Raw genomic sequence first — 21026 nt, 5'->3', positions numbered from 1 at the left:
CGCGTCATGCGCTCCTTTTGACCTGACGAGACGGATTTACCTTCGTGGAATATCTGACCGATAACCGCATCCCCATTGGCGGCTGGGCCAAGGCATTCGTCGACTGGCTGACGACGAATTTCGAGCTGTTCTTCGACCAGCTCGCTCGCTTCCTCTCCGGCGTTGTCGCCGTGCTGCTCTGGATTCTCCAGACCCCGCACCCGCTGATCGTCGTTGCCGTAATCACGGCGGCTGCCTGGTGGTTCCGTCGCTCGATCGGCGTAACGCTGTTCACCGGCCTTGGCCTGCTGCTGATCATCAACCAGGGCTACTGGAAGGAAACGACGGAAACGTTGGCTCTGGTGCTCGCCGCCAGCTTCGTCAGCATGGCCGTCGGCGTTCCGCTCGGCATTGCCGCTGCCCGTCGCGCCTGGATCTATGCCATCATGCGGCCGATCCTCGACCTGATGCAGACGATCCCGACCTTCGTTTACCTGATCCCTGCGCTGATCCTCTTCGGTCTCGGCATGGTTCCCGGCCTTATCGCCACCGTGATCTTCGCGATCCCTGCGCCGATCCGCCTGACCCGCCTCGGCATCATCTCGACGCCGCCGTCGCTGGTCGAGGCCGCCCAGGCCTTCGGCGCAACGCCCGGCCAGGTGCTGCGCAAGGTGGAACTGCCCTTCGCCATGCCTCAGATCATGGCCGGCCTCACCCAGACGATCATGCTGTCGCTGTCGATGGTGGTTATCGCCGCCCTCGTCGGCGCCAACGGCCTTGGCGTTCCGGTCTTGCGAGCCCTGAACTCGGTGAATGTCGCCAAGGGCTTCGAAGCCGGCCTCTGCATCGTCATCCTGGCGATCATCCTCGACCGCCTTTTCCGCTCGTCCGACGAAGGAGAAGGCGCATGACCACCGCCGTCGTATTCAAGAACGTCGATATCATCTTCGGCAACAACCCGCAGATCGCGCTGCAGATGGTCGACCAGGGCAAGACCCGCGACGAGATCGGTGCCGAAACCGGCCTCGTGCTCGGCGTCGCAGGCGCCTCGCTCGAAATCACCGAGGGCGAGATCCTGGTGCTGATGGGGCTTTCGGGCTCCGGCAAGTCGACGCTGCTTCGCGCCGTCAACGGCCTTGCGCCGGTGGTGCGCGGCGACGTCGAGGTGAAGACCTCGAACGGGCCGCTCAATCCCTACCGGACCAATGCGAAATCGCTGCGCGACTTTCGCATGCACACGGTCTCGATGGTGTTCCAGCAGTTTGCTCTGCTACCCTGGCGCACAGTTGCCGACAATGTCGGCTTCGGCCTCGAGCTTGCCGGCATGCCGGACGCCGAGCGCAAGGCGCGTGTCGGCGAACAGCTCGACCTCGTCAACCTGACGAAATGGGCGGGGCGCAAGGTCAATGAGCTTTCGGGCGGCATGCAGCAGCGCGTCGGCCTCGCCCGCGCCTTTGCCACCGGCGCACCGATCCTGTTGATGGACGAGCCGTTCTCGGCCCTCGACCCGCTGATCCGCACCCGACTGCAGGACGAACTGCTCGAGTTCCAGCGGCGGCTGAAGAAGACCATCATCTTCGTCAGCCACGACCTCGACGAGGCGTTCCGCATCGGCAACCGCATCGCCATCATGGAAGGCGGACGCATCATCCAGTGCGGCACGCCGCAGGATATCGTCAAGAATCCGGCCAACCAGTATGTCGCGGATTTCGTTCAGCACATGAACCCGATCACCATGCTGATGGCGAAGGACGTGATGCAGACCGGCGTCCAGCGCGGCGCGACCGTTGCCGGCGTGACCGCCACCGCCAAGCCGACGACACCGCTCGTCGATATTCTCGACGCCATGTCCCGCCAGCCGGGCAGCATCGGGGTTGTCGACAACGGCTCCGTCGTGGGCACCATCGATGCCCAGGATATCGTTCAAGGATTGACGCGCCACCGCAACAAAAGTTGACGAAGCCGCTCAGCAAGCCAATAAAAGCCCGGAGCACCGCTCCGGGCTTTTTCGTCATTGCATGTTTCCTTAAATCCTAGCCGATTTCAGGATAAAAACATGCGGTCATTCAAAGTGCTACAGCGACCTTTGCGCGTCTGATAAGACGCGCGGCGCTGTAGGCGATGATAGCATGGCAGGAAAGGTTCAAAGACATGAGCGACAAGCCGAGCGTATTGCGCGACACCGATGACGAGGCCCGCACCCTCGCCCGCACGCTTCTGCGCGGCGCGCGCAGCGCTTCGCTCGCGGCGATCGAACCCGAGAGCGGCGGCTTTCCCTTCGTTAGCCGCGTTCTTGTCGGCATGGATGTCGACGGCGTACCCGTCATCCTGATCTCGAAGCTGTCCACCCACACCCAGGCGCTGCTCGCCGATATCAGGGCCTCGTTGCTGACCGGCGAGCCCGGCAAGGGCGATCCGCTCGCCCATCCCCGCCTCACGGTGCAATGCACGGCCGAACAGGTCGCTCGCGACAGTGAAACCCATGTGCGCATCCGCGAGCGATTCGTTCGCCGTCACCCCAAGTCGAAACTCTACGTCGATTTCCCCGATTTCGGCTTCTTCCGGCTGAAGCCCTTGCGCGCCAGCCTCAACGGCGGTTTCGGTCGCGCCTATGTGTTGACCGCGGAAGATCTGCTGATCGACACACCCGCCATCGCCTCGCTCGCCGCCAAGGAAGCGAGCGCAATCGAGCACATGAACACGGATCATTCGGACGCCGTGCAGCACTATGCGGTCAAGCTCTGCAATGCGCCGGAAGGCAATTGGAAGATCGTCGGGATCGACGCCGCCGGCCTCGATCTTGCAGATGGCGATCGGCTGAAACGCCTTGAATTCCCGGCACCTATCGAAGACAGTTCCAATTTACGGGCAATTTTGCGTGAACTTTACGGTTAATCGCGGGATAGCTACCCCCATTTCTTGCAGTGGGTGGTTGCCCTTTTATGCATCACGACTAATTATCATGCTTCGTCAACCATAATTACGCGTGATGTACTTTTCGCATGGAGCACGCAATGCAGCCACTTTCGCCTGAAAAACACGATGAAGCCGAGGTAGCAGCCGGTTTCCTCTCGGCCATGGCAAACCCTAAGCGCCTTCTCATCCTCGATTCCCTCGTCAAGGAAGAGATGGCAGTCGGCGCATTGGCCAACAAGGTTGGGCTGAGCCAGTCGGCTCTCTCCCAGCATCTTTCGAAGCTCCGTGCCCAGAATCTCGTCAGCACCCGCCGCGATGCGCAGACGATCTATTATTCGAGCTCATCCGACGCAGTGATGCGGATTCTAGGCACGCTCAACCAAATCTACGGCGACGAACCGATCGTCACCGCAGAAAAAACTCCGGTCCGCAAGTCGGCCTGATATTCGGTTCGCTCTGCGAACCCGTCGAACAGCCCCACACGAGAAATCGCGCGGGGCTTATTCTTTTCAGCAGGGCGCCACCACATCCGGCTTCTCCACGGACGTTTACCGAGCCTTGAGACTTCGGCGGCACCATGCGCCGCAGCAGGGTCGGCCGGAGCAACGGACACAAGGGAATGCGTGACAAGGTCCGTTGGGGTATTGCCGGAACCGGCACAATCGCAAACAGTTTTGCATCGGATTTCCGCTTCGCGGGTAACGCGACGCTTGTCGCGGTCTCATCCCGCAGCGCTTCGAACGCCGCGGCTTTCGCCACACGCTTCGGCGGAATCCGCAGCTCTCACGATATCGGCGCGCTCGCCGCCGCCCCCGACATCGACGCGGTCTACATCGCCTCGCCCAATGCGCTCCATCGCGACCATGCCGCCCTCTTCCTCGCGGCCGGCAAGGCGGTGCTGGTCGAGAAGCCGCTGACGACATCGGTCGCCGACGCGCGCGCCCTTGAAGACGCAGCCGCCATCAGCGGCACCTTCGCGATGGAAGCGCTGTGGACCTGCTTCCTGCCGGCAATCGCCGAGGTTCGCGCACGCCTGCGTGCAGAGAGGCTCGGAACCATCCGCCATGTCCGGGCGGAACTTGCCTATGAGAAACCGTTCGACGCGAACAGCCGCTTCTTCGATCCGGCCCTGGGCGGCGGTTCCCTGCTCGATCTCGGCATCTATCCGATCGCACTTTGCCTGAACCTCTTCGGCCAGCCGAAGTCCATTGGCGGCACTTGGAGAAGCGCGCCCACCGGCGTCGATGTCTCGGCAGACGCCAGGCTGGCCTATGACGGCTTCGATGCTGACCTGAGGTGCGGTTTCGATCGAAACGGCCACAATCGCTTCGTCATCGACGGCGATCGCGGTACGCTCGTCATCGACGCGCCGTTCCTGAAGGCAAGCCGCCTGTTCGTCGCCACCAGCGCCCCGGCACGCAACCTGCTGACATCGACGGGGGAAGCGTTTTTCAGGGCTGCGCGGCGGATCCCCCTGCCCGGTCTCAAACGCTTCGACCATGCGTTTCCCGGCAACGGCCTGCAATTCGAGATCGAGGCCGCCAGCGCGGCCATCCTGGACGGCCGGCGCGAGCATGCGCTGATGCCGCTTTCACGCAGTATCGAAGCTCTGGAAATTATCGAGACGATCCGCGCCAAGGCACCCGTGGCCTGAACGCCTGCCCTTACGCGGGCAGCGCCTTCGGAAAACGCCTAGAGATCGAGCGGACGATAGTCCCGCGCGCCGCTGTTGAGCGCGAGCACGACCTCGGTCAGATGCCGCGCCGTCGCACCGGAGAAGAATGGCGTTTCGCCCTGCGCAATCGCATCCGCCTGGACTGCGATCCCCCGCACGAAATCGATCTGCGACGGAAAGGCCGGAAGCGCCGGCGCTGACGATGTCTTGGGGTAGCGCACCCTCATACCGGGGTAGAGCCGGATGGGCAGCTTGCGCCCCATCTTCCATTCCAGCCAGTCGAGACCGCGATGCATCAACGAGCGCTTGGCGCCGACCGCTTCGACATGAACGGGCGAGCGATTGTCCCAGAGATCCCGCACCACGATCGTGCCCTTGTCGCCGATAACAGTCAGCGACCGGTCGCGCGGTGCCGCCAGGCCGCAGGTGACGCGCGCCGTCACGCCCGAGCGGAACTTCAGGCAACCCACCGAGAAATCAGGGCCGAGCGTCAGCGTCTCGGTTCCCGGGCCTTTGTCCGGAAAGGTCAGGGCCGAAATGGCGCTGACCTCGGCGACCGGCCCGAAGAGCGAGACGAGCCAGCTTGCGGCGTAGCCCGCGTGCTCGAGCGTGCAGCCAACCTCGAACTCGTGCACGCCCGGCCAGCGGGCGCCCGAGCGGCTGCGCCAAGCGCGCCAGTTCGCCTTGAAGACCGGCCCATCCTCCATCTCGGCATAGACCAGACGTGGCGTGCCGATGGTCCCAGCCGCAAGCAGGCTCGCACAGAGCGCCTGCGCATCGCTAAGGCCATTGGCCGGCGCGCCGGCAAGCACCAGAGCACGCTCGCGGGCAAGCGCGACCAGTTCGCTCGCCTCCTCCACGGTCATCGCCAGCGGCTTCTCGCAATAGACGTGCTTGCCGGCGGTGAGAGCGGCGCGGTTGACCGCGTAATGGCTTTCCGGCGTCGTCAGATTGACGACGATCGAGACGGTAGGATCGGCGAGCACCGCATCCAGCGAGGCATAGGGCGAAACCTTCCAGTAGCGCGCAAAGGCGTCGAGACGCACCGCGTCGCGATCCCAGACGCCGACAAGCCGGAGTTGCGGATGATTGGCAAGCGTCGTCATGTAATAGTCGGCGACGAAGCCGGTTCCGACAAAGGCTATTCCGGTCACGCTTTCAGTCTCCTAGCGCAATTCCAGGAAAAGTGTGAAACGGTTTTCCGTCCGGAATTGCGTAATTTCAAACAGTTAGAGTATTTCACTGTTTCAATGAAATAGTGAAATACTCTAGCGCGCATCGGCAAGGAACGAGGCAACATAGGCGAGCGGCGCATTCCAGTTGATGGCGATTTCATTGGATCCATAGGCTTCGATGTCGTCGGCATAACACGTCTGCGGCGCACATCCCTTCAGGTGTTGCCGTGCGACGTCATCGACGAAGGTGGAATTCGGACCGCCGGCGAGAGAGCCAACCGGCGGGTTCGGCAGTTGCGGGTCCCGCTGGTGCGCATACCAGCGACTGTGCTGGTTCCTGGGCGCGCGGGTGCCATAGCCTGTGACGTAGGACAGTGCCATGGCATTGCGGCCGAGAATGTAATCCATGCCCTCGCGCGCACCATCGAGAAAGCTCTTCTCGCCGGAGAGATCGAAAGCGGCCGACAACACGATGATGTTCTGCAGCATCAGCTGGTTCGATCCCCAGTCGTAGCGTCTGCCCTCGGGTCGGTAGACGAGCCCGAAGGGCTCTGCTTGCTGCACCGACAGGAAATGCCGCGCTGCCGCAAGCACCGCGTTTCGGATCAGTTCACGCTCGTCGTCCGGCAAGCCCGTACCATAGAGGGCCAGTTGCAGTCGCGCGAAGCCTGCGACGTTGCGCCAATCGAAGGCGCCGGCGGGAGACAGCGTATCCGCCGCCCAAAGCGGCGACGCCCGCAGCACATCGAGATAGGGCTCGTCACCGGTCGTCAGATAGAGCTCGGTCGCCGCCCAGAAGAGCTCGTCCGAAATGCTGTCATCGTCGTAGTCGCCACCACCGGCAAGTCCGTCCGATTTTGGCGCAAGGAGTGCGGGATTGGCGTTGGCCGCCACCCACGCCTTGCGCGCAGCCGCGAGCAGCCGTGCCGAGAACGTCGGATTCTGATCGGCGAAAAGCCGGGCGCCCTGAGCCGCGACGGCTGCGACATCGAGCGTTGCGGCAGTCGACGGGCGGTAAAGCGCCCGCGGCTGCGGATCGTCGCTCGGCAGCATCGGCGGCGCGGTCCAGGTGGTGTCGTGGACCTTGTGGTGCACCATGCCGGCGAGCGGCTCGCCATCCGGAACCATCATGCGCAACAGGAACTCGAGCTCCCACCGCGCCTCGTCGAGAATGTCGGGCATGCCGTTGCCGTTTTCGGGAATGCGAGAGAGACCGTCGCGCGTCACCGGCGAAGCCGCGAAATAGACATGCCCGCGCTCGTAGGCGGCAAGCAGTTGCGCTGCGGACAGGGCGCCGGTCACCGCGTATTTGCCGTGGTCGCCTGCGTCGTACCAGCCGCCGGAAACGTCCAGCCGATAGGAACAGGACCAGCCGCCGTAAAGCACCTCGGCCTGCTTGCTGTCGAGGCATGAGACTGCCGTATCGCCCTGGTTCGGCGCCACGCCGACATGGCCCGCGGACCGGGCGTAGGCCTTGCCGGCAATCGCTGCCTTGATCTCGATGCCGCTACGCTGCGGATAGAACCAGGAAAGCGCATCGACGCGCAGACGGTTATAGAGATTGTCGCCGATCGAGAAGCGGTCACTCGCCCAATCGCCGGACACGAGACGATAGCCATCGCCAGCCGTTGCGAAGGATGAGAAATCCGCGACCTGCGTTTCGACGCCCGCCATCGGATCGAAACCGCTTGGTTGCGTCTTGCCCTTGCCGACGACCTTGTCCTTGGCGTCGAGCAGCTGGAAATCGATGGGGCGCTTCACATCGGCAATGAAGGTCGCGCGCTTCGGACCGCCGGTGAAGTAACCGAGCTGGTTGACGCGAATGGCAGGCCCCTCGGTCGCGCGCTTCGCCGCCTGTGACACGGCGCCGGTCGCGACCAGCGATACATCATCAAGACAGATGCGACCGGCCTCCGCACCCCCGAGCGGCAGCACCAGTTGCGCCTCATCCGGTTCGGTTGCCTCAAACTCCACGGAGAACGGACTGCCGCCCGGCGACCCCACCGTCGTAAACTCGGCAACGGCGGTCCAGGGATCTGCGGCCCGCTGCACCCTGACAGCGATCGCCCGCGCCGGCTTGGCGGCAATCCTCAGCGACAGGCGATAGATGCGCCCGGGCACCAGCGTCAATCCATTGACGCCGACGATCTGGCTCCAGACTTCTCCACCGCCCTGGACCTCCACGCAGAGCAGCCCACCCTCCCGCTGGAGGGTCAACCCGTCGCTCGCCCAGAACGTGTCCTGCCCCTTTTCAAAGCGACCGTCGGCGATCAGTCCGGCAGCGACTGCCGGAGCTGGCAGGAAGAGCGCCGCAATTGCCGCGTGTACTATCCCGAACCTCGACACGTCCCAGCTCCCGATTGGTCAGGCCGGGCCGCGGGGGGCGCATACCCATTCACGGGCGGCCATGGGCCCGGCAAGGCATGGCAACGCAGCGTTGCCGCAAACAAGTTAAGCTAGAGAAAATTTCCAGTCAGAAGACAAAAATTCGCCACCCCAAAGGCTCTCTGTGCGGGGCTTCCGAGGCTTGACGCGTCCCGGGGCGCTGATAGTTTGACCAAAGGGTAAAAAATTCAGGCGGCGGACGCCGCCTGACGAAGAACAGACCGAGGAGAACTGCAATGTCGAACCGTCTCAACACCCCGAACGATCTGCGCGCCTTCTGGATGCCGTTCACCGCGAACCGGCAGTTCAAGAAGGAACCGCGCCTGTTCGTCGGCGCCAAGGACATGCACTACACGACCCATGACGGTCGGACGGTTCTGGACGGAACGGCAGGTCTGTGGTGCGTCAACGCGGGCCATTGTCGCCCGAAGATCACCGAGGCGATCCGCGAGCAGGCGGGCGAGCTCGACTATGCGCCGGCCTTCCAGCTCGGCCACCCCAAGGCCTTCGAGCTCGCAAATCGCCTGGTGGATATCGCGCCCGAAGGCATGAACCATGTTCTCTATACCAACTCCGGTTCGGAATCGGTCGATACGGCGCTGAAGGTCGCGCTCGCCTACCACCGCGCCAAGGGCGACGGCTCGCGCTTCCGCCTGATCGGCCGCGAGCGCGGCTATCACGGCGTCAACTTCGGCGGCATCTCGGTCGGCGGCATCGTCTCCAACCGCAAGATGTTCGGCACGCTTCTGACCGGCGTCGACCACATGCCGCACACGCACCTGCCGGCGCAGAACGCCTTTACCCGCGGCGAACCGGAACATGGCGGCGATCTCGCGACCGAGCTCGAACGCATCGTCACGCTGCACGACGCCTCGACCATCGCCGCCGTCATCGTCGAACCGGTGGCCGGCTCCACCGGCGTGCTGATCCCGCCGAAGGGCTACCTGCAGAAACTCCGCGACATCTGCACCAAACACGGCATCCTGTTGATCTTCGATGAAGTCATCACCGGGTTCGGCCGCCTCGGCACGCCGTTTGCCGCGCAGTATTTCGACGTCAAGCCCGACATCATCACCACGGCCAAGGGCCTCACCAACGGCGTCATCCCGATGGGCGCCGTCTTCGTCACCTCCGAGATCCATGATGCCTTCATGAATGGCCCGGAGCACATGATCGAGTTCTTCCACGGCTACACCTATTCCGGCAACCCGATCGCCTGCGCCGCCGCGCTTGGCACGCTCGACACCTACAAGGAAGAAGGCCTGCTCACCCGCGCCGCCGAACTCGCCCCTTACTGGGAAGAGGGCCTGCACTCGCTGAAGGACTGCCCGAATGTCATCGACATCCGCAATCTCGGCCTGATCGGCGCGATCGAACTGCAGCCGATCGCCGGCGAACCAACCAAGCGCGCCTTCTCGGCTTTCCTCAAGGCCTATGAGAGCGGCCTCTTGATCCGCACCACCGGCGACATCATCGCCCTGTCGCCGCCGCTGATCATCACCAAGGCGCAGATCGACGAACTCTTCGGCAAGCTGCGCGCCGTTCTCAACAGCAACATCTGAGCAGGCTGACCGCCAACGATCTTGACCCTTTCCCCGGCGACGGGGGAAGGGTTACTCTTATCTGCCACATCGAACCTGGGCGCGATCACACCGATCGCACCGGGCGCCAAAGAAAACTGGAGTTGCCTCATGTCCGAAGCGCTGGAACGTTACATCGATCAGGGCGTCGGGCGCGAACCGGCAGACATCGTGTTGAAGGGTGGGCGCTTCTTCGACCTCGTGACCGGCGAACTCGTCGCCTCCGACATCGCGATATCAGGTGACCGCATCGTCGGCACCTTCGGCAACTACGACGGACGCGAGGAAATCGACATTTCCGGCCGCATCGTCGTGCCCGGCTTCATCGACACGCATTTGCACATCGAATCTTCGCTCGTGACACCGCATGAATTCGACCGCTGCGTCCTGCCGCTCGGCATCACGACCGTCGTCTGCGACCCGCACGAGATCGCAAACGTGCTCGGTACCGAAGGCATCCAGTTCTTCCTCGATTCGGCGCTCGAAACGATCATGGACATCCGCGTCCAGCTCTCGTCCTGCGTGCCGGCGACACATCTGGAGACGTCGGGCGCCGATCTGCCAATCGAAAGGCTTCTGCCTTTCCGCCACCATCCAAAAGTCATCGGCCTCGCCGAGTTCATGAATTTCCCCGGCGTCGTGCACAAGGACCCGGTCTGCCTCGCCAAGCTCGACGCCTTTCAGGGCGCGCATATCGACGGCCACGCGCCGCTGCTGTCCGGCAAGGACCTGAACGGCTACCTCGCCGCCGGCATCCGCACCGACCATGAATGCACCTCGGCTGAGGAGGCGATGGAGAAGATCCGCAAGGGCATGCACATCCTGGTACGCGAAGGCTCGGTCTCCAAGGATCTGCACGCGCTGATGCCCATCATCACCGAGCGCCTGTCGCCGCATCTGGCGCTCTGCACCGATGACCGCAATCCGCTCGACATTGCCGAACAGGGCCATCTCGACCACATGATCCGCACCGCGATCGCCGCCGGCGTCGAGCCATTGGCGATCTACCGCACCGCCTCGATCTCGGCCGCCCGTGCTTTTGGGCTGCGCGACCGCGGGCTCGTCGCGCCCGGCTGGCGCGCCGATCTCGTGGTGATCGACACATTGGAAAACTGCAAGGCCGAGACGGTGTTTTCCGGCGGCCGCCGCGTCACCGATGCGCTGTTTGCGACCCGAAACCCGGTTGAGCCCGTCGGCCTCGACAGCGTCAAAGCCGGCCATGTCCATGCCAGTGCCTTCGGCATCCCCGTCTCGGATGGCGATACGTCGGTCATCGGCGTGCTCCCCGGTAAGATCATCACCGAACACCGCCGCTACCGCCTGCCGGCCGTCGGCAACCAGACCGGCCTCGACCTCGGCCGCGATATCATCAAGGTCGCGGTGATCGAGCGCCACGGCGTCAACGGCAACCACGCCAACGGTTTCGTCCAGGGTTTTGGGCTGAAGAAGGGCGCGATCGCCTCGACCGTCGGTCATGACAGCCACAACATCTGCGTCGTCGGCGTCAATGACGAGGACATGGCGATCGCCGCCAACCGGCTCGGCGAGATCAAGGGCGGCTTCGTGGTGGTCGAGGACGGCAAGGTGACCGGAGAGATCGCGCTTCCGGTCGCGGGTCTGATGAGCCTCGAACCTTACGAGTCCGTCCGCGATACGCTGCATCACCTGCGCCACGCCGCTTTCGCCCTTGGCGCGACGCTGGAGGAACCCTTCCTGCAACTCGCCTTCCTGCCGCTGCCGGTCATCCCGCACCTGAAAATCTCCGACCGCGGACTGGTCGATGTCGACAAGTTCATGCTGATCGGGTGAGTTCCATCCCTGCCCGCGGGATCCTCAATTGTCTGCCACGGCCGGCGACAGTTCCTTGCGGAAATAGACGACCCGCTCCGTCTCCTCGAAGCCAAGCGCCATGTGCAGGCTCTGGCTCCTGAGATTGTCGGTCGCCGTGTCGGAAGCGAGTTCCTGGCATCCTTGCGATGTTGCCCAGCGTTCCACCGCCGTGATCAGCGCACGCGCGACGCCGCGACGACGATATCCGGGCAACACATAAATCCCTTCGAGAAAGGCCACGGGCGAGGTTTCGCAGCCGTTGACATAGTCCCGGCGGATCGACGCCTCGGCAAAACCGGCGGCAACACCAGCCTCGTCCTCGCAGAGGAACGACGCATAGCGATCGGTCTCGGCAAGAGAGGACTCGACTTCCGCGCGGTGCTCCGCTTCCGGCGTATCCGGCCAGAGCGCCAGACGCATCTCGACCCAGCGGCCGATGGTTTCGCCATCCATCAACAATACGCGCATCAGAGCTTCCCGCAGAAGGCCGATAATCCGTCAATCTGGATGCTACCCGCTCCGAGGCGCGCCGGATATCCGGGCAAATCCAGGGGCTCGACGACAGCGGGGACCAGAAACGCCTGCGGTTCGCGGGTGAGATTGAAGACGAAGAGCAAGCGCTCGCCATCTTTTTCGCGAACGAAGGCCAAGAGATCGCTGTTGCTATCGAGGAAATGCATCGCGCCATCGTGCAGAACCGGTCGCGATTTGCGGAAGGCGAGCGTCGCGCGGTAGTGGCCAAGCACCGTATCCGCGCCTTCGGCCATGGCATCCACGGCCAGGCGGCGGTGTTCAGCCGGAACCGGCAGCCAGGGCTTGCCGCCGGTAAAGCCGGCATTGGCCGCCGCCTCTTCCCAGACCATCGGCGTCCGGCAGCCATCGCGGCCCTTGTAGGAGGGCCAGAAGCGGATGCCATAGGGGTCGCGCAGGTCCTCGAAAGCGAGTTCCGCCTCCGGAAGTCCCAGCTCCTCGCCCTGATAGAGACAGATCGACCCGCGTAGGCTCGAAAGCAGCGTGATGGCGAGCCGCGCCACCCTCTCCCGCTCTGCTTCGTTCCGAGCGAAGCGGCTGACGTGGCGCGTCACGTCGTGGTTGGAGAAAGCCCAGCAGACCCAGCCGTCGGTGACGGCCTTCTGGAAATTCTCGACGCAGCGGCGGATATGGGCCGCGGTGAAGTCCGGACCGAGCAGGTCGAAGGTGTAGCACATGTTGAGCTTGTCGCCGCCGCCGGTATAGGCAGCCACGGTCTTCAACGAGCGGGCGCCGTCGCCCACCTCGCCGACCGTCATGCGGCCCTCGTAGCGGTCGAGCAGCGCCCGGAACCGCCTCAGGAAAGCGATGTTTTCCGGCTGGCTCTTGTCGTAGAGATGGTCCTGCATGCCATAGGGGTTGACGTCGGGAGCGTCGTTGCTGGTGGCGTCCGGATCGGGAACGAGCGGCGGGTTGTCGCGCAGATACCGGTCGTGAAAATAGAAGTTCACCGTGTCGAGGCGGAACCCGTCGACGCCGCGATCGAGCCAGAAGCGGGCGGCATCGAGCACCGCGTCCTGTACCGCCGGATTGTGGAAGTTGAGGTCCGGCTGCGAGCCGAGGAAATTGTGCATGTAGTACTGCTTGCGCACCCCGTCCCACTCCCAGGCGGGGCCGCCGAAGATCGACAGCCAGTTGTTGGGCGCAGTGCCATCCGGCTTCGGATCGGCCCAGACATACCAGTCGGCTTTCCCGTTCGTCCGGCTCGAGCGGCTCTCAGCGAACCAGGGGTGGCGATCGGAGGTGTGGGAAATCACCTGGTCGATGATCACCTTGAGGCCGAGACGGTGGGCCTCACCAAGCATCTCGTCGAAATCCGAGAGCGTGCCGAACATCGGATCAACGTCGCAGTAGTCCGATACGTCATAGCCCATGTCGGCCTGTGGCGAAGTGAAGAACGGCGACAGCCAGATCGCGTCGACGCCAAGCGAGGCGATATGCGGCAGCCGCCGGGTAACGCCCTTGAGATCACCGATGCCGTCGCCGTCGGTGTCCTGAAAGGAGCGCGGATAGACCTGGTAGATCACCGCGCCGCGCCACCAATCGTCATTCGATGCCTGCCGAGACGTCATGAAATGCCCCTTGAAGACCGATGCTCCACGCCAGAGCGGGATGATGAGGAACCAAGGTGTATCGCCGCCCGGCGCGGGAGTAAACGCCGTTCCTTCCTCTCGGTCCGCCGCGAGCCCTTCACCAGAAACAATCTCTTGCCGAGATCGGCTGAGCCCCTTATCCCGTCTCAGGCGAAATCTTGTGAGGAGGAAAGTCGTTGGCCGGGAAGATGCTTGCGATCGGGGAGTGCATGGTCGAGCTCATGCAGGCGGAAGGCGGGCTGCTGCGTAAAGGTTATGCCGGCGACACCTTCAACGCCGCCTATTATGCGCGGCTGTTCATGCCTGATGACTGGACCGTCGGCTATTGCTCCGCGGTCGGCACCGACACGGTTTCCGACGAGATGCTGGCCTTCATGGCGGAAAAGGCGATCGACACGTCAGCCGTGCGCCGGATCGAGAGCCGCTCGGCCGGGCTCTACATGATCCATCTGAAGGACGGCGAGCGCAGCTTCTCCTACTGGCGTTCGCACTCGGCAGCCAAGCTGCTCGCCGACGATGCCGATCATCTGAGAAGCGCGATCGAGGGCTCCGACCTGATCCTCTATTCCGGCATCACGCTGGCGATCCTTGCACCCGACGCGGTCGAAACGCTGCTGTCGGAACTGCGCCGTGCGAAAGCGGCCGGCAGCCAAGTGGTCTTCGACCCGAACATCCGCCCGCGCCTCTGGGACGACGCCGAGCGCATGCGCCGGACGCTGACCGATGGCGCCCGCGCCGCAACCCTCGTCATGCCGAGCTTCGACGACGAGGTCACGCATTTCGGCGACGCCTCCATCGAGGCGACGATCGCGCGTTACAGGGGCCTTGGCGCCACCAATGTCGTCGTCAAAGATGGCGAGAAGGGCGTGACGCTCGCCTTCGGCGATGCGCCGATTGAGCACGTACCGGCAACACCGGTCGAACGCGTCGTCGACACCACCAGCGCCGGCGACAGCTTCAATGGCGCCTTCGTCGCCCGCCTTGTTGCAGGCGACACGCCGGCTGAAGCCGCCGCCTTTGCGGCAAGCGTCGCCGCCGGCGTCATCGGTCATCATGGGGCACTCGTCGCCCGGGAGAAGCTGCCCGTGGCGTAGGTGGCAGAAGGAAGGGCCTAACGGCGCTTCTCAGGCTGCTGATTAAGATATTTCTGATTGTTGTAAGCTTGCCGGAAAAACCTTTGCGCCAGCCAAAATCTCCGTCATTCCTGTGCTTGTCACAGGTATCTAGCCGGCCCAAGTCCTTACGCTCAAGTCCTTGGGCTGAAGGGTCTCTGACCCGACGGACGTCGGGTCGCTGGATCCCCGCCACGGGGGCGAGGGGAGCTTGGGGTCGCGCTATCGCCAGAAAACCATCTTCAAGGTTTGTAGCAGTCTGGGAAGCGCCTATCGACGCTTCTTCGCCTTGGATTCGTAAGGGTTGTCGCCCGCGCGGAAATGCATGCGGATCGGCACGCCCGGCAGGTCGAAATCGTTGCGCAGGCCGTTGATCAGGTAGCGCACGTAGGATTCCGGCAGCGCGTCGGGACGCGTGCAGGAGATCATGAAGCCCGGCGGGCGGGCCTTCACCTGGGTCATGTATTTGAGCTTCAGGCGGCGACCGGACACGGCCGGTGGCGGATGCTGAACCGTCTGCGATTCCAGCCAGCGGTTGAGCCGCGCGGTGGAGATGCGGCGGTTCCAGGTCTTGTCCGTTTCGATGATGGCCTGCATCAGTCGGTCGAGACCGTAACCGGTGTGGCCGGAAATCGGCACGGCACGGATGCCGCGGGCCTGCGGCAGGAGCCGCTCGGTCTTTTCGCGGAGGTCGGCGAGCACCGCCTGCCAGTCCTCGACCAGATCCCACTTGTTGAAGGCGAGCACCGCCGCGCGGCCCTCACGCAAGACGAGATCGACGATCTGCAGATCCTGCTTCTCGAAGGGAATGGTCGCGTCGAAGACGATGACGACCGTTTCGGCAAAACGGATCGCGCGCAGCGCGTCGGCGACCGAGAGCTTCTCCAGCTTCTCCTGCACCTTCGCCTTGCGGCGCATGCCGGCGGTGTCGAACATCTTGATGGTACGGCCGCGCCAGTCCCATTCGACCGAGATGGAATCGCGGGTGATGCCGGCTTCCGGCCCGGTCAAAAGTCGGTCTTCGCCGAGGAAGCGGTTGATCAGCGTCGACTTGCCGGCGTTCGGACGACCGACGATCGCCACGCGCAATGGCTTGGTCTCGTCATAGGCTGTCTCCGCCTCTTCCTCTTCGCCCTCTTCGTCTTTGAACGTCGGGCGCAGATCGATATCGGTCTCGGCCACGTCGTCTTCCGGCGGATAGGCCCGCTCTTCGCCGATCGCAGCGACGATCGCGTCGCGCAGGTCCAGCATGCCCTGGCCGTGTTCGGCCGAGATCGGGCAAGGTTCGCCAAGGCCGAGCGTAAACGCATCGTAGAAGCCGCCATCGGAGCCGCGCGCCTCGGACTTATTGGCCACCAGCACCACCGGCTTGCCGCGCCGGCGCAGCATTTCGGCCAAGGTTTCGTCGGCCGGCGTCAGGCCGCCCTTGGCGTCGACCAGGAACAGCGAAAGATCCGCCTCGTCGATCGCGGCTTCCGTCTGCGCCCACATGCGACCCTGCAGCGTGTCGGGCCCCGATTGCTCGAGACCGGCCGTGTCGATGATGCGGAAGCGCAGGTCGATCAGCTTTGCCTCGCCCGGACGACGGTCGCGGGTGACGCCCGGCGTATCGTCGACGAGCGCCAGCTTCTTGCCGACCAGGCGATTGAACAAGGTGGACTTGCCGACATTGGGACGCCCGACGATGGCGACGGTGAAGCTCATGGATCTATCCGTTTCCGCTTGGAGCGCCGCAGCCGATGGGCGGGCCGCGCTCGTAATTTCGTTCTGTGCCGCATTCAGGCGGCTCGCGAGCGTTTCCGTAGAGGAACTGCCCCATCTGATTGTTTGCCTGCAATTCGCAACGCAAAACCGCTGCGCACTTTTGCTGGAACTGCTTGTCTGCCTTCCGCAGTTCCGGACGCAAAACCGCTACGCACTTTTGCTGGAACTGCTTTAAATGCTTTAGCGCACAACCCCAAGATCGAGATCGATTTTGGGATCATGCGCTGATTCGAAAGGGTCGTGCACCCTGTGCCCATCCACGTGGAATGGGCGGAAACCTTAGGCCTTGCCGCTGGCCGTGATCACGTCGAGCAGCATCTGGGCGCGACCGGTGATGTTGCGCGGGCTCTGCGTGTCGTCGACGATCTGCTGGAACCAGGTCTTCGCCTTGGCGTAGTCGCCGGCCTTGTAGGCCGAGAGACCAAGCGCTTCGCGCGCCGAGTGGCGCATATTGTTCTGCGGCGTCGCAAGCTGCTCGACTTCAGCCGAAACCTGATCGTAGCTGCCGGTATCGACGAGCAGATAGGCCGCACGCAGTCGCGCCGCTTCCTGAATGGCAGCCGGAACGCTGCCGTCCTTGCCGATGGCGGAGAATGCCTTCACCGCCGCATCGGTGTCGCCCTTCTGGGCCTGAAGCGTTGCAGCGCGCAGACGAGCCAGCACCGGATAGGCGCCGTAGCCGTCCTTCTCAAGCGCGTTCAAGGCAGCGAGCGCCTCGTCCGTCTTGTTTTCCTTCGCCAGATTGAGCGCCTGCAGGAAGGCGTCGCCCGACTTCGAGGAAGCTCCCTCCTGCCAGTACTCGAACCCGACCTTGCCGATAGTGCCGAGAACGATAAGCACGGCGATCGCCGCGATGAGACCGCCGAAACGAGCCCAGATGCTCTTCATCTGGTCGGAACGCAGTTCCTCATTGACCTCGCGGATAAAGCTGTCGTCTTGGTTCGCCATCTACTGCCCCGGCCTTGCCTGCCCACTGGTACGCCATTCCGACCGTCATCGACGGGAACAGCGCACAATCTCAAACTGTTCGAGCATGCACGACGCGTTCTAGCGCACGCATCACGCTCTCATGGATTTTGCGCCTTCTACCCGATTTTGCGGCGCTTGTAAGGGGGCCGACGTTATTTAGAGCGCCTACGGTCGACACGAGGTCACCTCCGTCGCTCTAAAATTTTTGTTACACGCAAGTCGGGACGCAAAACCGCTGCGCACTTTTGCTGGAATTGCCTTAGCCCATCACCACGGGGGCAACCCCGATCAACCACTCGTGAAGCTTCCAGACGAAGAGCCCGTAGGCGACGAGACCGATGACGATGGCCAGCACGTCGTTCGTCGATGACTTGAACACCGGCAGCACGCGCTCCCCTGCCCGCTCGCGACGCTTCAGCGAGATGCGCAGGATCACCGCCCAGGCGAGAAACGATCCGAAAAGCAGGACCGAGGACGTCTCACCATTCGCCAGCAGGTGCGCCAAAGCCCAGGTCTTGATCGACAGGATCTGCGGATGCTTGACCGCCACCGCAATGCGGCCCGCCGGCAGGAAGCCTGCAGCAAGGAAGACGAAGGCGAAGAGCATCAGGAGCAGCGCTATGTGGCGCAGGAACACCGGCGGATTGTAGAGCATGCCCGTTTCGCCGCGCGCCTGGCCGAAACCATAGATGATCAGACAGAGGCCGATGAGGCTGAGGATCGCATAGATCCCCATCCAGGTGCCCTTGCCGCGACTCTCGATGATGCCGGCGCGAAAGCCGGGCGCAACCACGCGGATGAGATGCACGCCGAGAAAGATGATGATGCCGAAAACGAGTATCGCCATGGGGCCACCGCTTTGTTCGAGATATATCGGAGATAGCGTCGCGTGCCGGATCTGGCGCGCTTGAGTCGCTGTAGCTCTTTGATTTTCTATGCCATTCGCCCTTGGACTGATTCCAGTCCAGGTTGCTATGGAGTAGCCTTGATGGCGTCTTTTTTCCAGCCCGATCAAAGGATTGCCGCAATTTCGAACCATCTGCGACAAAAATTCATCGCTGCAGTTGATCATGATCCGAACATTTCTCGCCTTTTCCCTTGTCCTGGTTCCGGCGCTTGCGCGGGCCGAACCGGCGACGCCGGCCACCGTCCCCGCCGCTGACCGGCAGCTGGTCATCGTCTCCTTCGACGGTGCCCATGACAACTCGCTTTGGGAAAAGAGCTTGGCGATGGCCAAGCGCACCGGCGCGCATTTCACCTATTTCCTGTCCTGCACCTTCCTGATGACCCGGGCCGACGGCAAGGAGATCTACAGGCCGCCGGGCCAGAAGCCCGGCCGCTCCAATGTCGGCTTCGCCCAGAGCCGCGAGGAGATTGCAGCACGTGCCGGCCATATCTGGCAGGCCCATCTTGATGGTCACGACATCGCCAGCCACGCCTGCGGTCATTTCGACGGCAAGGGCTGGAGCAAGGCCGACTGGCAGAGCGAATTCTCGACCTTCAATACCGCGCTCGCCGACGCCTGGAAGAAGGCGGGCAAGCCAGAAGCGGAGCCCCAGGGCTGGGCTGAGTTCGCCAAGACCGGCGTCAAAGGCTTCCGTGCCCCCTATCTATCGCTGAGCGACGGCCTGCTGCCGGCGCTGAAGGCGGACAACTTCACCTATGACGCAAGCCTGGTCACCAAAGGACCGGGCTGGCCGACGACGAAGGACGGTCTGCCGCGCTTCGGCTTGCCGTTGATCCCCGAGGGACCGTCGCAGCGCCCTGTCATCGGCATGGACTACAATCTCTTCGTCCGCCACTCGATGGGTGTCGAGAACAAGAAGGACAGCGCCCGCTTCGAGGAGCGCACCTACGAGGCCTACCGGAAAGCCTTCGACCGCGAATATGGCGGCGACCGCATTCCCCTGCAGCTCGGCTTCCACTTCGTCGAAATGAACGGCGGCGCCTACTGGCGCGCCCTTGATCGACTGCTCTCGGAAGTCTGCGGAAAACCCGACGTCGCCTGTGTCAGCTATGCCCAGGCCTTGCCTGTCATCGAGCAGGCAAAAAAGAAGGCGGGTCGCTCCGCCTTCTGAATTCAACCGTCCACAGCCCAGGACGGGTAGCGCATTCCTAGAAAAGCGTGAAACGGTCTTCCGTGCGGAATTGCGTCATTTCAGAGAGTTAGATCATTTCCTGGCGCGTCGCGCAGCAGATGTGCGCGACGCGTGGCAAGCTCTATCATAGCGCCAACTCTTCCCTTCCGCCCGCTTCGATGAACTGCTGATCGATGTTCGGCAATGGTTGCTCTTCGATTGCCGCTTCGAACGCACGCAGGCGCTTGTAGATGGAAATGAGCTCGATCACCGTCGGCCAGGAATTAACCAGATACTGGAACGAACTCGTCACCTGCGAGAACGCGCCCTGGATCTGCTGGAAGAGCCCGTAGGTGATCGTTGCCCCGACGATCGACGGAACCATCAGGAAAAGGGCGAAGATGTTATCCGTTTGCAGGTAAAAGTACCGGGCAACATTGAAATACATGTAGTGGAAGTACAGGCGGAAATAGTTCTTGCGCACATTGCTGAACAGCTCCGTAACGGTCGGGGGCAAAGCACGGTCGGCGTGGTCCTCGCCATAGACGAGTTCCTTGCGGTATGCCGCCTCGACGCGCTGGTTACGGAATTCGAGGCCCGGCAGCTTCACGCCGACGACAGCAAGTAGCACCGTACCGAAAAGCGACCAGAAAATCGCCGCCAGGACCAACGGATAGGGTATCGATCCGACGATCGGCAGTTCTTTCACGTTGGCTGAAAGTGCGTGCAACACCGGCAGGAAGGCGATCAGCGTCATCAGCGAATCGATTAGGCGGACCCCCAATCCTTCCACCGTCGTTGCAAACCGCATGGTGTCTTCCTGGATACGCTGGGAGGCACCCTCGATGTGACGGACCTTCGACCACTTCGCATAGTAGTAGTCGTTCATCGCGTTTCGCCAGCGGAACAGATAGTGGCTGGTGAAGAAGCTGATGAGAACGGCCGAAACGATGTAAACCGACGCCAGTTCGAAGAATATCAGGGCGTACCCGTATATTTCCGAGGCCTGGACGGTGTTCGGTGCCTTCAGCGCCTCAACGATCCTATCGAACGTAGGGCGGCGCCAATTGTTAAGCGCAACGCTGATGTCGACAGAAAAATAAACGGTGAATACGATGAACGCCGACCCCCAGACGGACCATTTCCGCCACGGGCAATCGACCGCGTAAAGCTGCCAGAACAGGCAGAACAGCACCATGCTGAGGATGAAATAGATGTAGAACCAGATCGACGCCGTCGTTGCAAAATGCCCGAGGCCGATGGGCGCTTCGCCCACGGGCGGCAGGCCGAGGGCCGCACCGAGCTGTTCGCCGGTAGCATACCAAAAGGCGACGACGACGAGCGACCAGAGAGCGACGGAAAGGAAAAACAGCTTCGGCTTGGGAAAGAACGATTCGAGCAAGGTGCGGCGCTTTCGTTTTATTGATCGTGACGTTTCTT

General features: G+C 62.8%; 18 protein-coding genes. 10 read left to right on the top strand and 8 right to left on the bottom strand.

What is annotated here, in order from left to right; all coding sequences use genetic code 11:
* Positions 1 to 44 precede the first annotated feature (44 nt).
* From choW to ASE60_RS22080, 5 genes are all read left to right on the top strand, one after another.
* The gene (gene choW, locus ASE60_RS22100) at positions 45 to 890 is read left to right on the top strand and encodes a choline ABC transporter permease subunit (RefSeq protein WP_057253029.1); all 846 of its coding nucleotides are present in this window, start codon (positions 45 to 47) and stop codon (positions 888 to 890) included.
* A complete protein-coding gene (gene choV, locus ASE60_RS22095) occupies positions 887 to 1936 on the top strand; it encodes a choline ABC transporter ATP-binding protein (RefSeq protein WP_057253027.1) in 1050 nt (349 codons plus the stop codon). Before choW ends, choV begins: the two co-directional genes overlap by 4 nt.
* A gap of 194 nt (positions 1937 to 2130) precedes the next feature.
* Positions 2131 to 2874, top strand: coding sequence for a HugZ family protein (locus ASE60_RS22090; protein ID WP_057253025.1), 744 nt, complete (start codon positions 2131 to 2133; stop codon positions 2872 to 2874).
* Between the two features lie 119 nt (positions 2875 to 2993).
* A complete protein-coding gene (locus ASE60_RS22085) occupies positions 2994 to 3338 on the top strand; it encodes a metalloregulator ArsR/SmtB family transcription factor (protein WP_057253023.1) in 345 nt (114 codons plus the stop codon).
* 176 nt (positions 3339 to 3514) lie between these two features.
* On the top strand, positions 3515 to 4549 hold the full coding sequence (locus ASE60_RS22080) for a Gfo/Idh/MocA family oxidoreductase (protein ID WP_057253021.1): 1035 nt from the start codon (positions 3515 to 3517) through the stop codon (positions 4547 to 4549).
* 38 nt (positions 4550 to 4587) lie between these two features.
* On the opposite strand, the gene ASE60_RS22075 is transcribed toward ASE60_RS22080, so the two are convergent.
* Positions 4588 to 5676 carry a Gfo/Idh/MocA family oxidoreductase gene (locus ASE60_RS22075; RefSeq protein ID WP_057254317.1) on the bottom strand — a complete coding sequence of 363 codons (1089 nt, stop codon included), beginning with the start codon at positions 5674 to 5676 and terminating at the stop codon, positions 4588 to 4590.
* Positions 5677 to 5838: 162 nt separating this feature from the next.
* Positions 5839 to 8091 (bottom strand): glycoside hydrolase family 9 protein, encoded by a 2253-nt coding sequence (locus ASE60_RS22070; protein ID WP_156414706.1) that lies wholly within the window; start codon positions 8089 to 8091, stop codon positions 5839 to 5841.
* 275 nt (positions 8092 to 8366) lie between these two features.
* Here ASE60_RS22070 and ASE60_RS22065 point away from each other — a divergent pair, with 275 nt between their 5' ends.
* Positions 8367 to 9692, top strand: coding sequence for an aspartate aminotransferase family protein (locus tag ASE60_RS22065; RefSeq protein WP_057253017.1), 1326 nt, complete (start codon positions 8367 to 8369; stop codon positions 9690 to 9692).
* A gap of 129 nt (positions 9693 to 9821) precedes the next feature.
* Entirely contained in the window at positions 9822 to 11519 is a 1698-nt protein-coding gene (ade, locus tag ASE60_RS22060) for an adenine deaminase (protein WP_057253014.1), read from the top strand.
* Between the two features lie 24 nt (positions 11520 to 11543).
* Here ade and aac(6') read toward each other — a convergent pair whose 3' ends face one another.
* Together aac(6') and ASE60_RS22050 are read right to left on the bottom strand one after the other, a co-directional pair.
* A complete protein-coding gene (gene aac(6') / locus ASE60_RS22055) occupies positions 11544 to 12008 on the bottom strand; it encodes an aminoglycoside 6'-N-acetyltransferase (protein WP_057253013.1) in 465 nt (154 codons plus the stop codon).
* Positions 12008 to 13642: an alpha-glucosidase gene (locus ASE60_RS22050; RefSeq protein ID WP_057253011.1), complete on the bottom strand. Its 1635-nt coding sequence runs from the start codon at positions 13640 to 13642 to the stop codon at positions 12008 to 12010. Before ASE60_RS22050 ends, aac(6') begins: the two co-directional genes overlap by 1 nt.
* 197 nt (positions 13643 to 13839) lie before the next feature.
* On the opposite strand from ASE60_RS22050, the gene ASE60_RS22045 reads away from it, so the two are divergent.
* On the top strand, positions 13840 to 14757 hold the full coding sequence (locus tag ASE60_RS22045) for a sugar kinase (RefSeq protein ID WP_057253009.1): 918 nt from the start codon (positions 13840 to 13842) through the stop codon (positions 14755 to 14757).
* Positions 14758 to 15045: 288 nt separating this feature from the next.
* Here the strand turns inward: ASE60_RS22045 and der are convergent, their stop codons facing one another.
* Complete coding sequence (gene der, locus ASE60_RS22040; RefSeq protein ID WP_057253007.1) at positions 15046 to 16479, bottom strand: ribosome biogenesis GTPase Der; 1434 nt, start codon at positions 16477 to 16479, stop codon at positions 15046 to 15048.
* Here der and ASE60_RS22035 point away from each other — a divergent pair.
* Positions 16460 to 16714, top strand: coding sequence for a hypothetical protein (locus ASE60_RS22035; RefSeq protein WP_143032950.1), 255 nt, complete (start codon positions 16460 to 16462; stop codon positions 16712 to 16714). The two genes, der and ASE60_RS22035, sit on opposite strands and share 20 nt — an antisense overlap.
* 104 nt (positions 16715 to 16818) lie before the next feature.
* Here the strand turns inward: ASE60_RS22035 and ASE60_RS22030 are convergent, their stop codons facing one another.
* Positions 16819 to 17487 carry a tetratricopeptide repeat protein gene (locus ASE60_RS22030; RefSeq protein ID WP_057253003.1) on the bottom strand — a complete coding sequence of 223 codons (669 nt, stop codon included), beginning with the start codon at positions 17485 to 17487 and terminating at the stop codon, positions 16819 to 16821.
* Positions 17488 to 17767: 280 nt separating this feature from the next.
* A complete protein-coding gene (locus tag ASE60_RS22025) occupies positions 17768 to 18355 on the bottom strand; it encodes an NnrU family protein (RefSeq protein ID WP_057253001.1) in 588 nt (195 codons plus the stop codon).
* A gap of 223 nt (positions 18356 to 18578) precedes the next feature.
* Between ASE60_RS22025 and ASE60_RS22020 the strand changes: the two genes are divergently transcribed.
* Positions 18579 to 19586 carry a polysaccharide deacetylase gene (locus tag ASE60_RS22020; RefSeq protein WP_082616096.1) on the top strand — a complete coding sequence of 336 codons (1008 nt, stop codon included), beginning with the start codon at positions 18579 to 18581 and terminating at the stop codon, positions 19584 to 19586.
* Positions 19587 to 19731: 145 nt separating this feature from the next.
* Here the strand turns inward: ASE60_RS22020 and sbmA are convergent, their stop codons facing one another.
* Complete coding sequence (gene sbmA / locus ASE60_RS22015; protein ID WP_057252998.1) at positions 19732 to 20988, bottom strand: peptide antibiotic transporter SbmA; 1257 nt, start codon at positions 20986 to 20988, stop codon at positions 19732 to 19734.
* Positions 20989 to 21026 lie beyond the last annotated feature (38 nt).

The sequence above is a fragment of the Ensifer sp. Root278 genome (assembly GCF_001429285.1).
GTDB lineage: Bacteria > Pseudomonadota > Alphaproteobacteria > Rhizobiales > Rhizobiaceae > Ensifer.
This window is presented reverse-complemented; position numbering and strand designations above follow the sequence as displayed.

Excerpts from the sequence above, each read along its gene's own strand:
- choV (WP_057253027.1), top strand. The coding sequence starts at position 887 with ATGACCACCGCCGTCGTATTCAAGAACGTCGATATCATCTTCGGCAAC.
- ASE60_RS22090 (WP_057253025.1), top strand. The coding sequence starts at position 2,131 with ATGAGCGACAAGCCGAGCGTATTGCGCGACACCGATGACGAGGCCCGC.
- ASE60_RS22085 (WP_057253023.1), top strand. The coding sequence starts at position 2,994 with ATGCAGCCACTTTCGCCTGAAAAACACGATGAAGCCGAGGTAGCAGCC.
- ASE60_RS22080 (WP_057253021.1), top strand. The coding sequence starts at position 3,515 with ATGCGTGACAAGGTCCGTTGGGGTATTGCCGGAACCGGCACAATCGCA.
- ASE60_RS22075 (WP_057254317.1), bottom strand. The coding sequence starts at position 5,676 with ATGACGACGCTTGCCAATCATCCGCAACTCCGGCTTGTCGGCGTCTGG.
- ASE60_RS22065 (WP_057253017.1), top strand. The coding sequence starts at position 8,367 with ATGTCGAACCGTCTCAACACCCCGAACGATCTGCGCGCCTTCTGGATG.
- ade (WP_057253014.1), top strand. The coding sequence starts at position 9,822 with ATGTCCGAAGCGCTGGAACGTTACATCGATCAGGGCGTCGGGCGCGAA.
- ASE60_RS22050 (WP_057253011.1), bottom strand. The coding sequence starts at position 13,642 with ATGACGTCTCGGCAGGCATCGAATGACGATTGGTGGCGCGGCGCGGTG.
- ASE60_RS22035 (WP_143032950.1), top strand. The coding sequence starts at position 16,460 with ATGGCGACGGTGAAGCTCATGGATCTATCCGTTTCCGCTTGGAGCGCC.
- der (WP_057253007.1), bottom strand. The coding sequence starts at position 16,479 with ATGAGCTTCACCGTCGCCATCGTCGGGCGTCCCAATGTCGGCAAGTCC.
- ASE60_RS22030 (WP_057253003.1), bottom strand. The coding sequence starts at position 17,487 with ATGGCGAACCAAGACGACAGCTTTATCCGCGAGGTCAATGAGGAACTG.
- ASE60_RS22025 (WP_057253001.1), bottom strand. The coding sequence starts at position 18,355 with ATGGCGATACTCGTTTTCGGCATCATCATCTTTCTCGGCGTGCATCTC.
- ASE60_RS22020 (WP_082616096.1), top strand. The coding sequence starts at position 18,579 with ATGATCCGAACATTTCTCGCCTTTTCCCTTGTCCTGGTTCCGGCGCTT.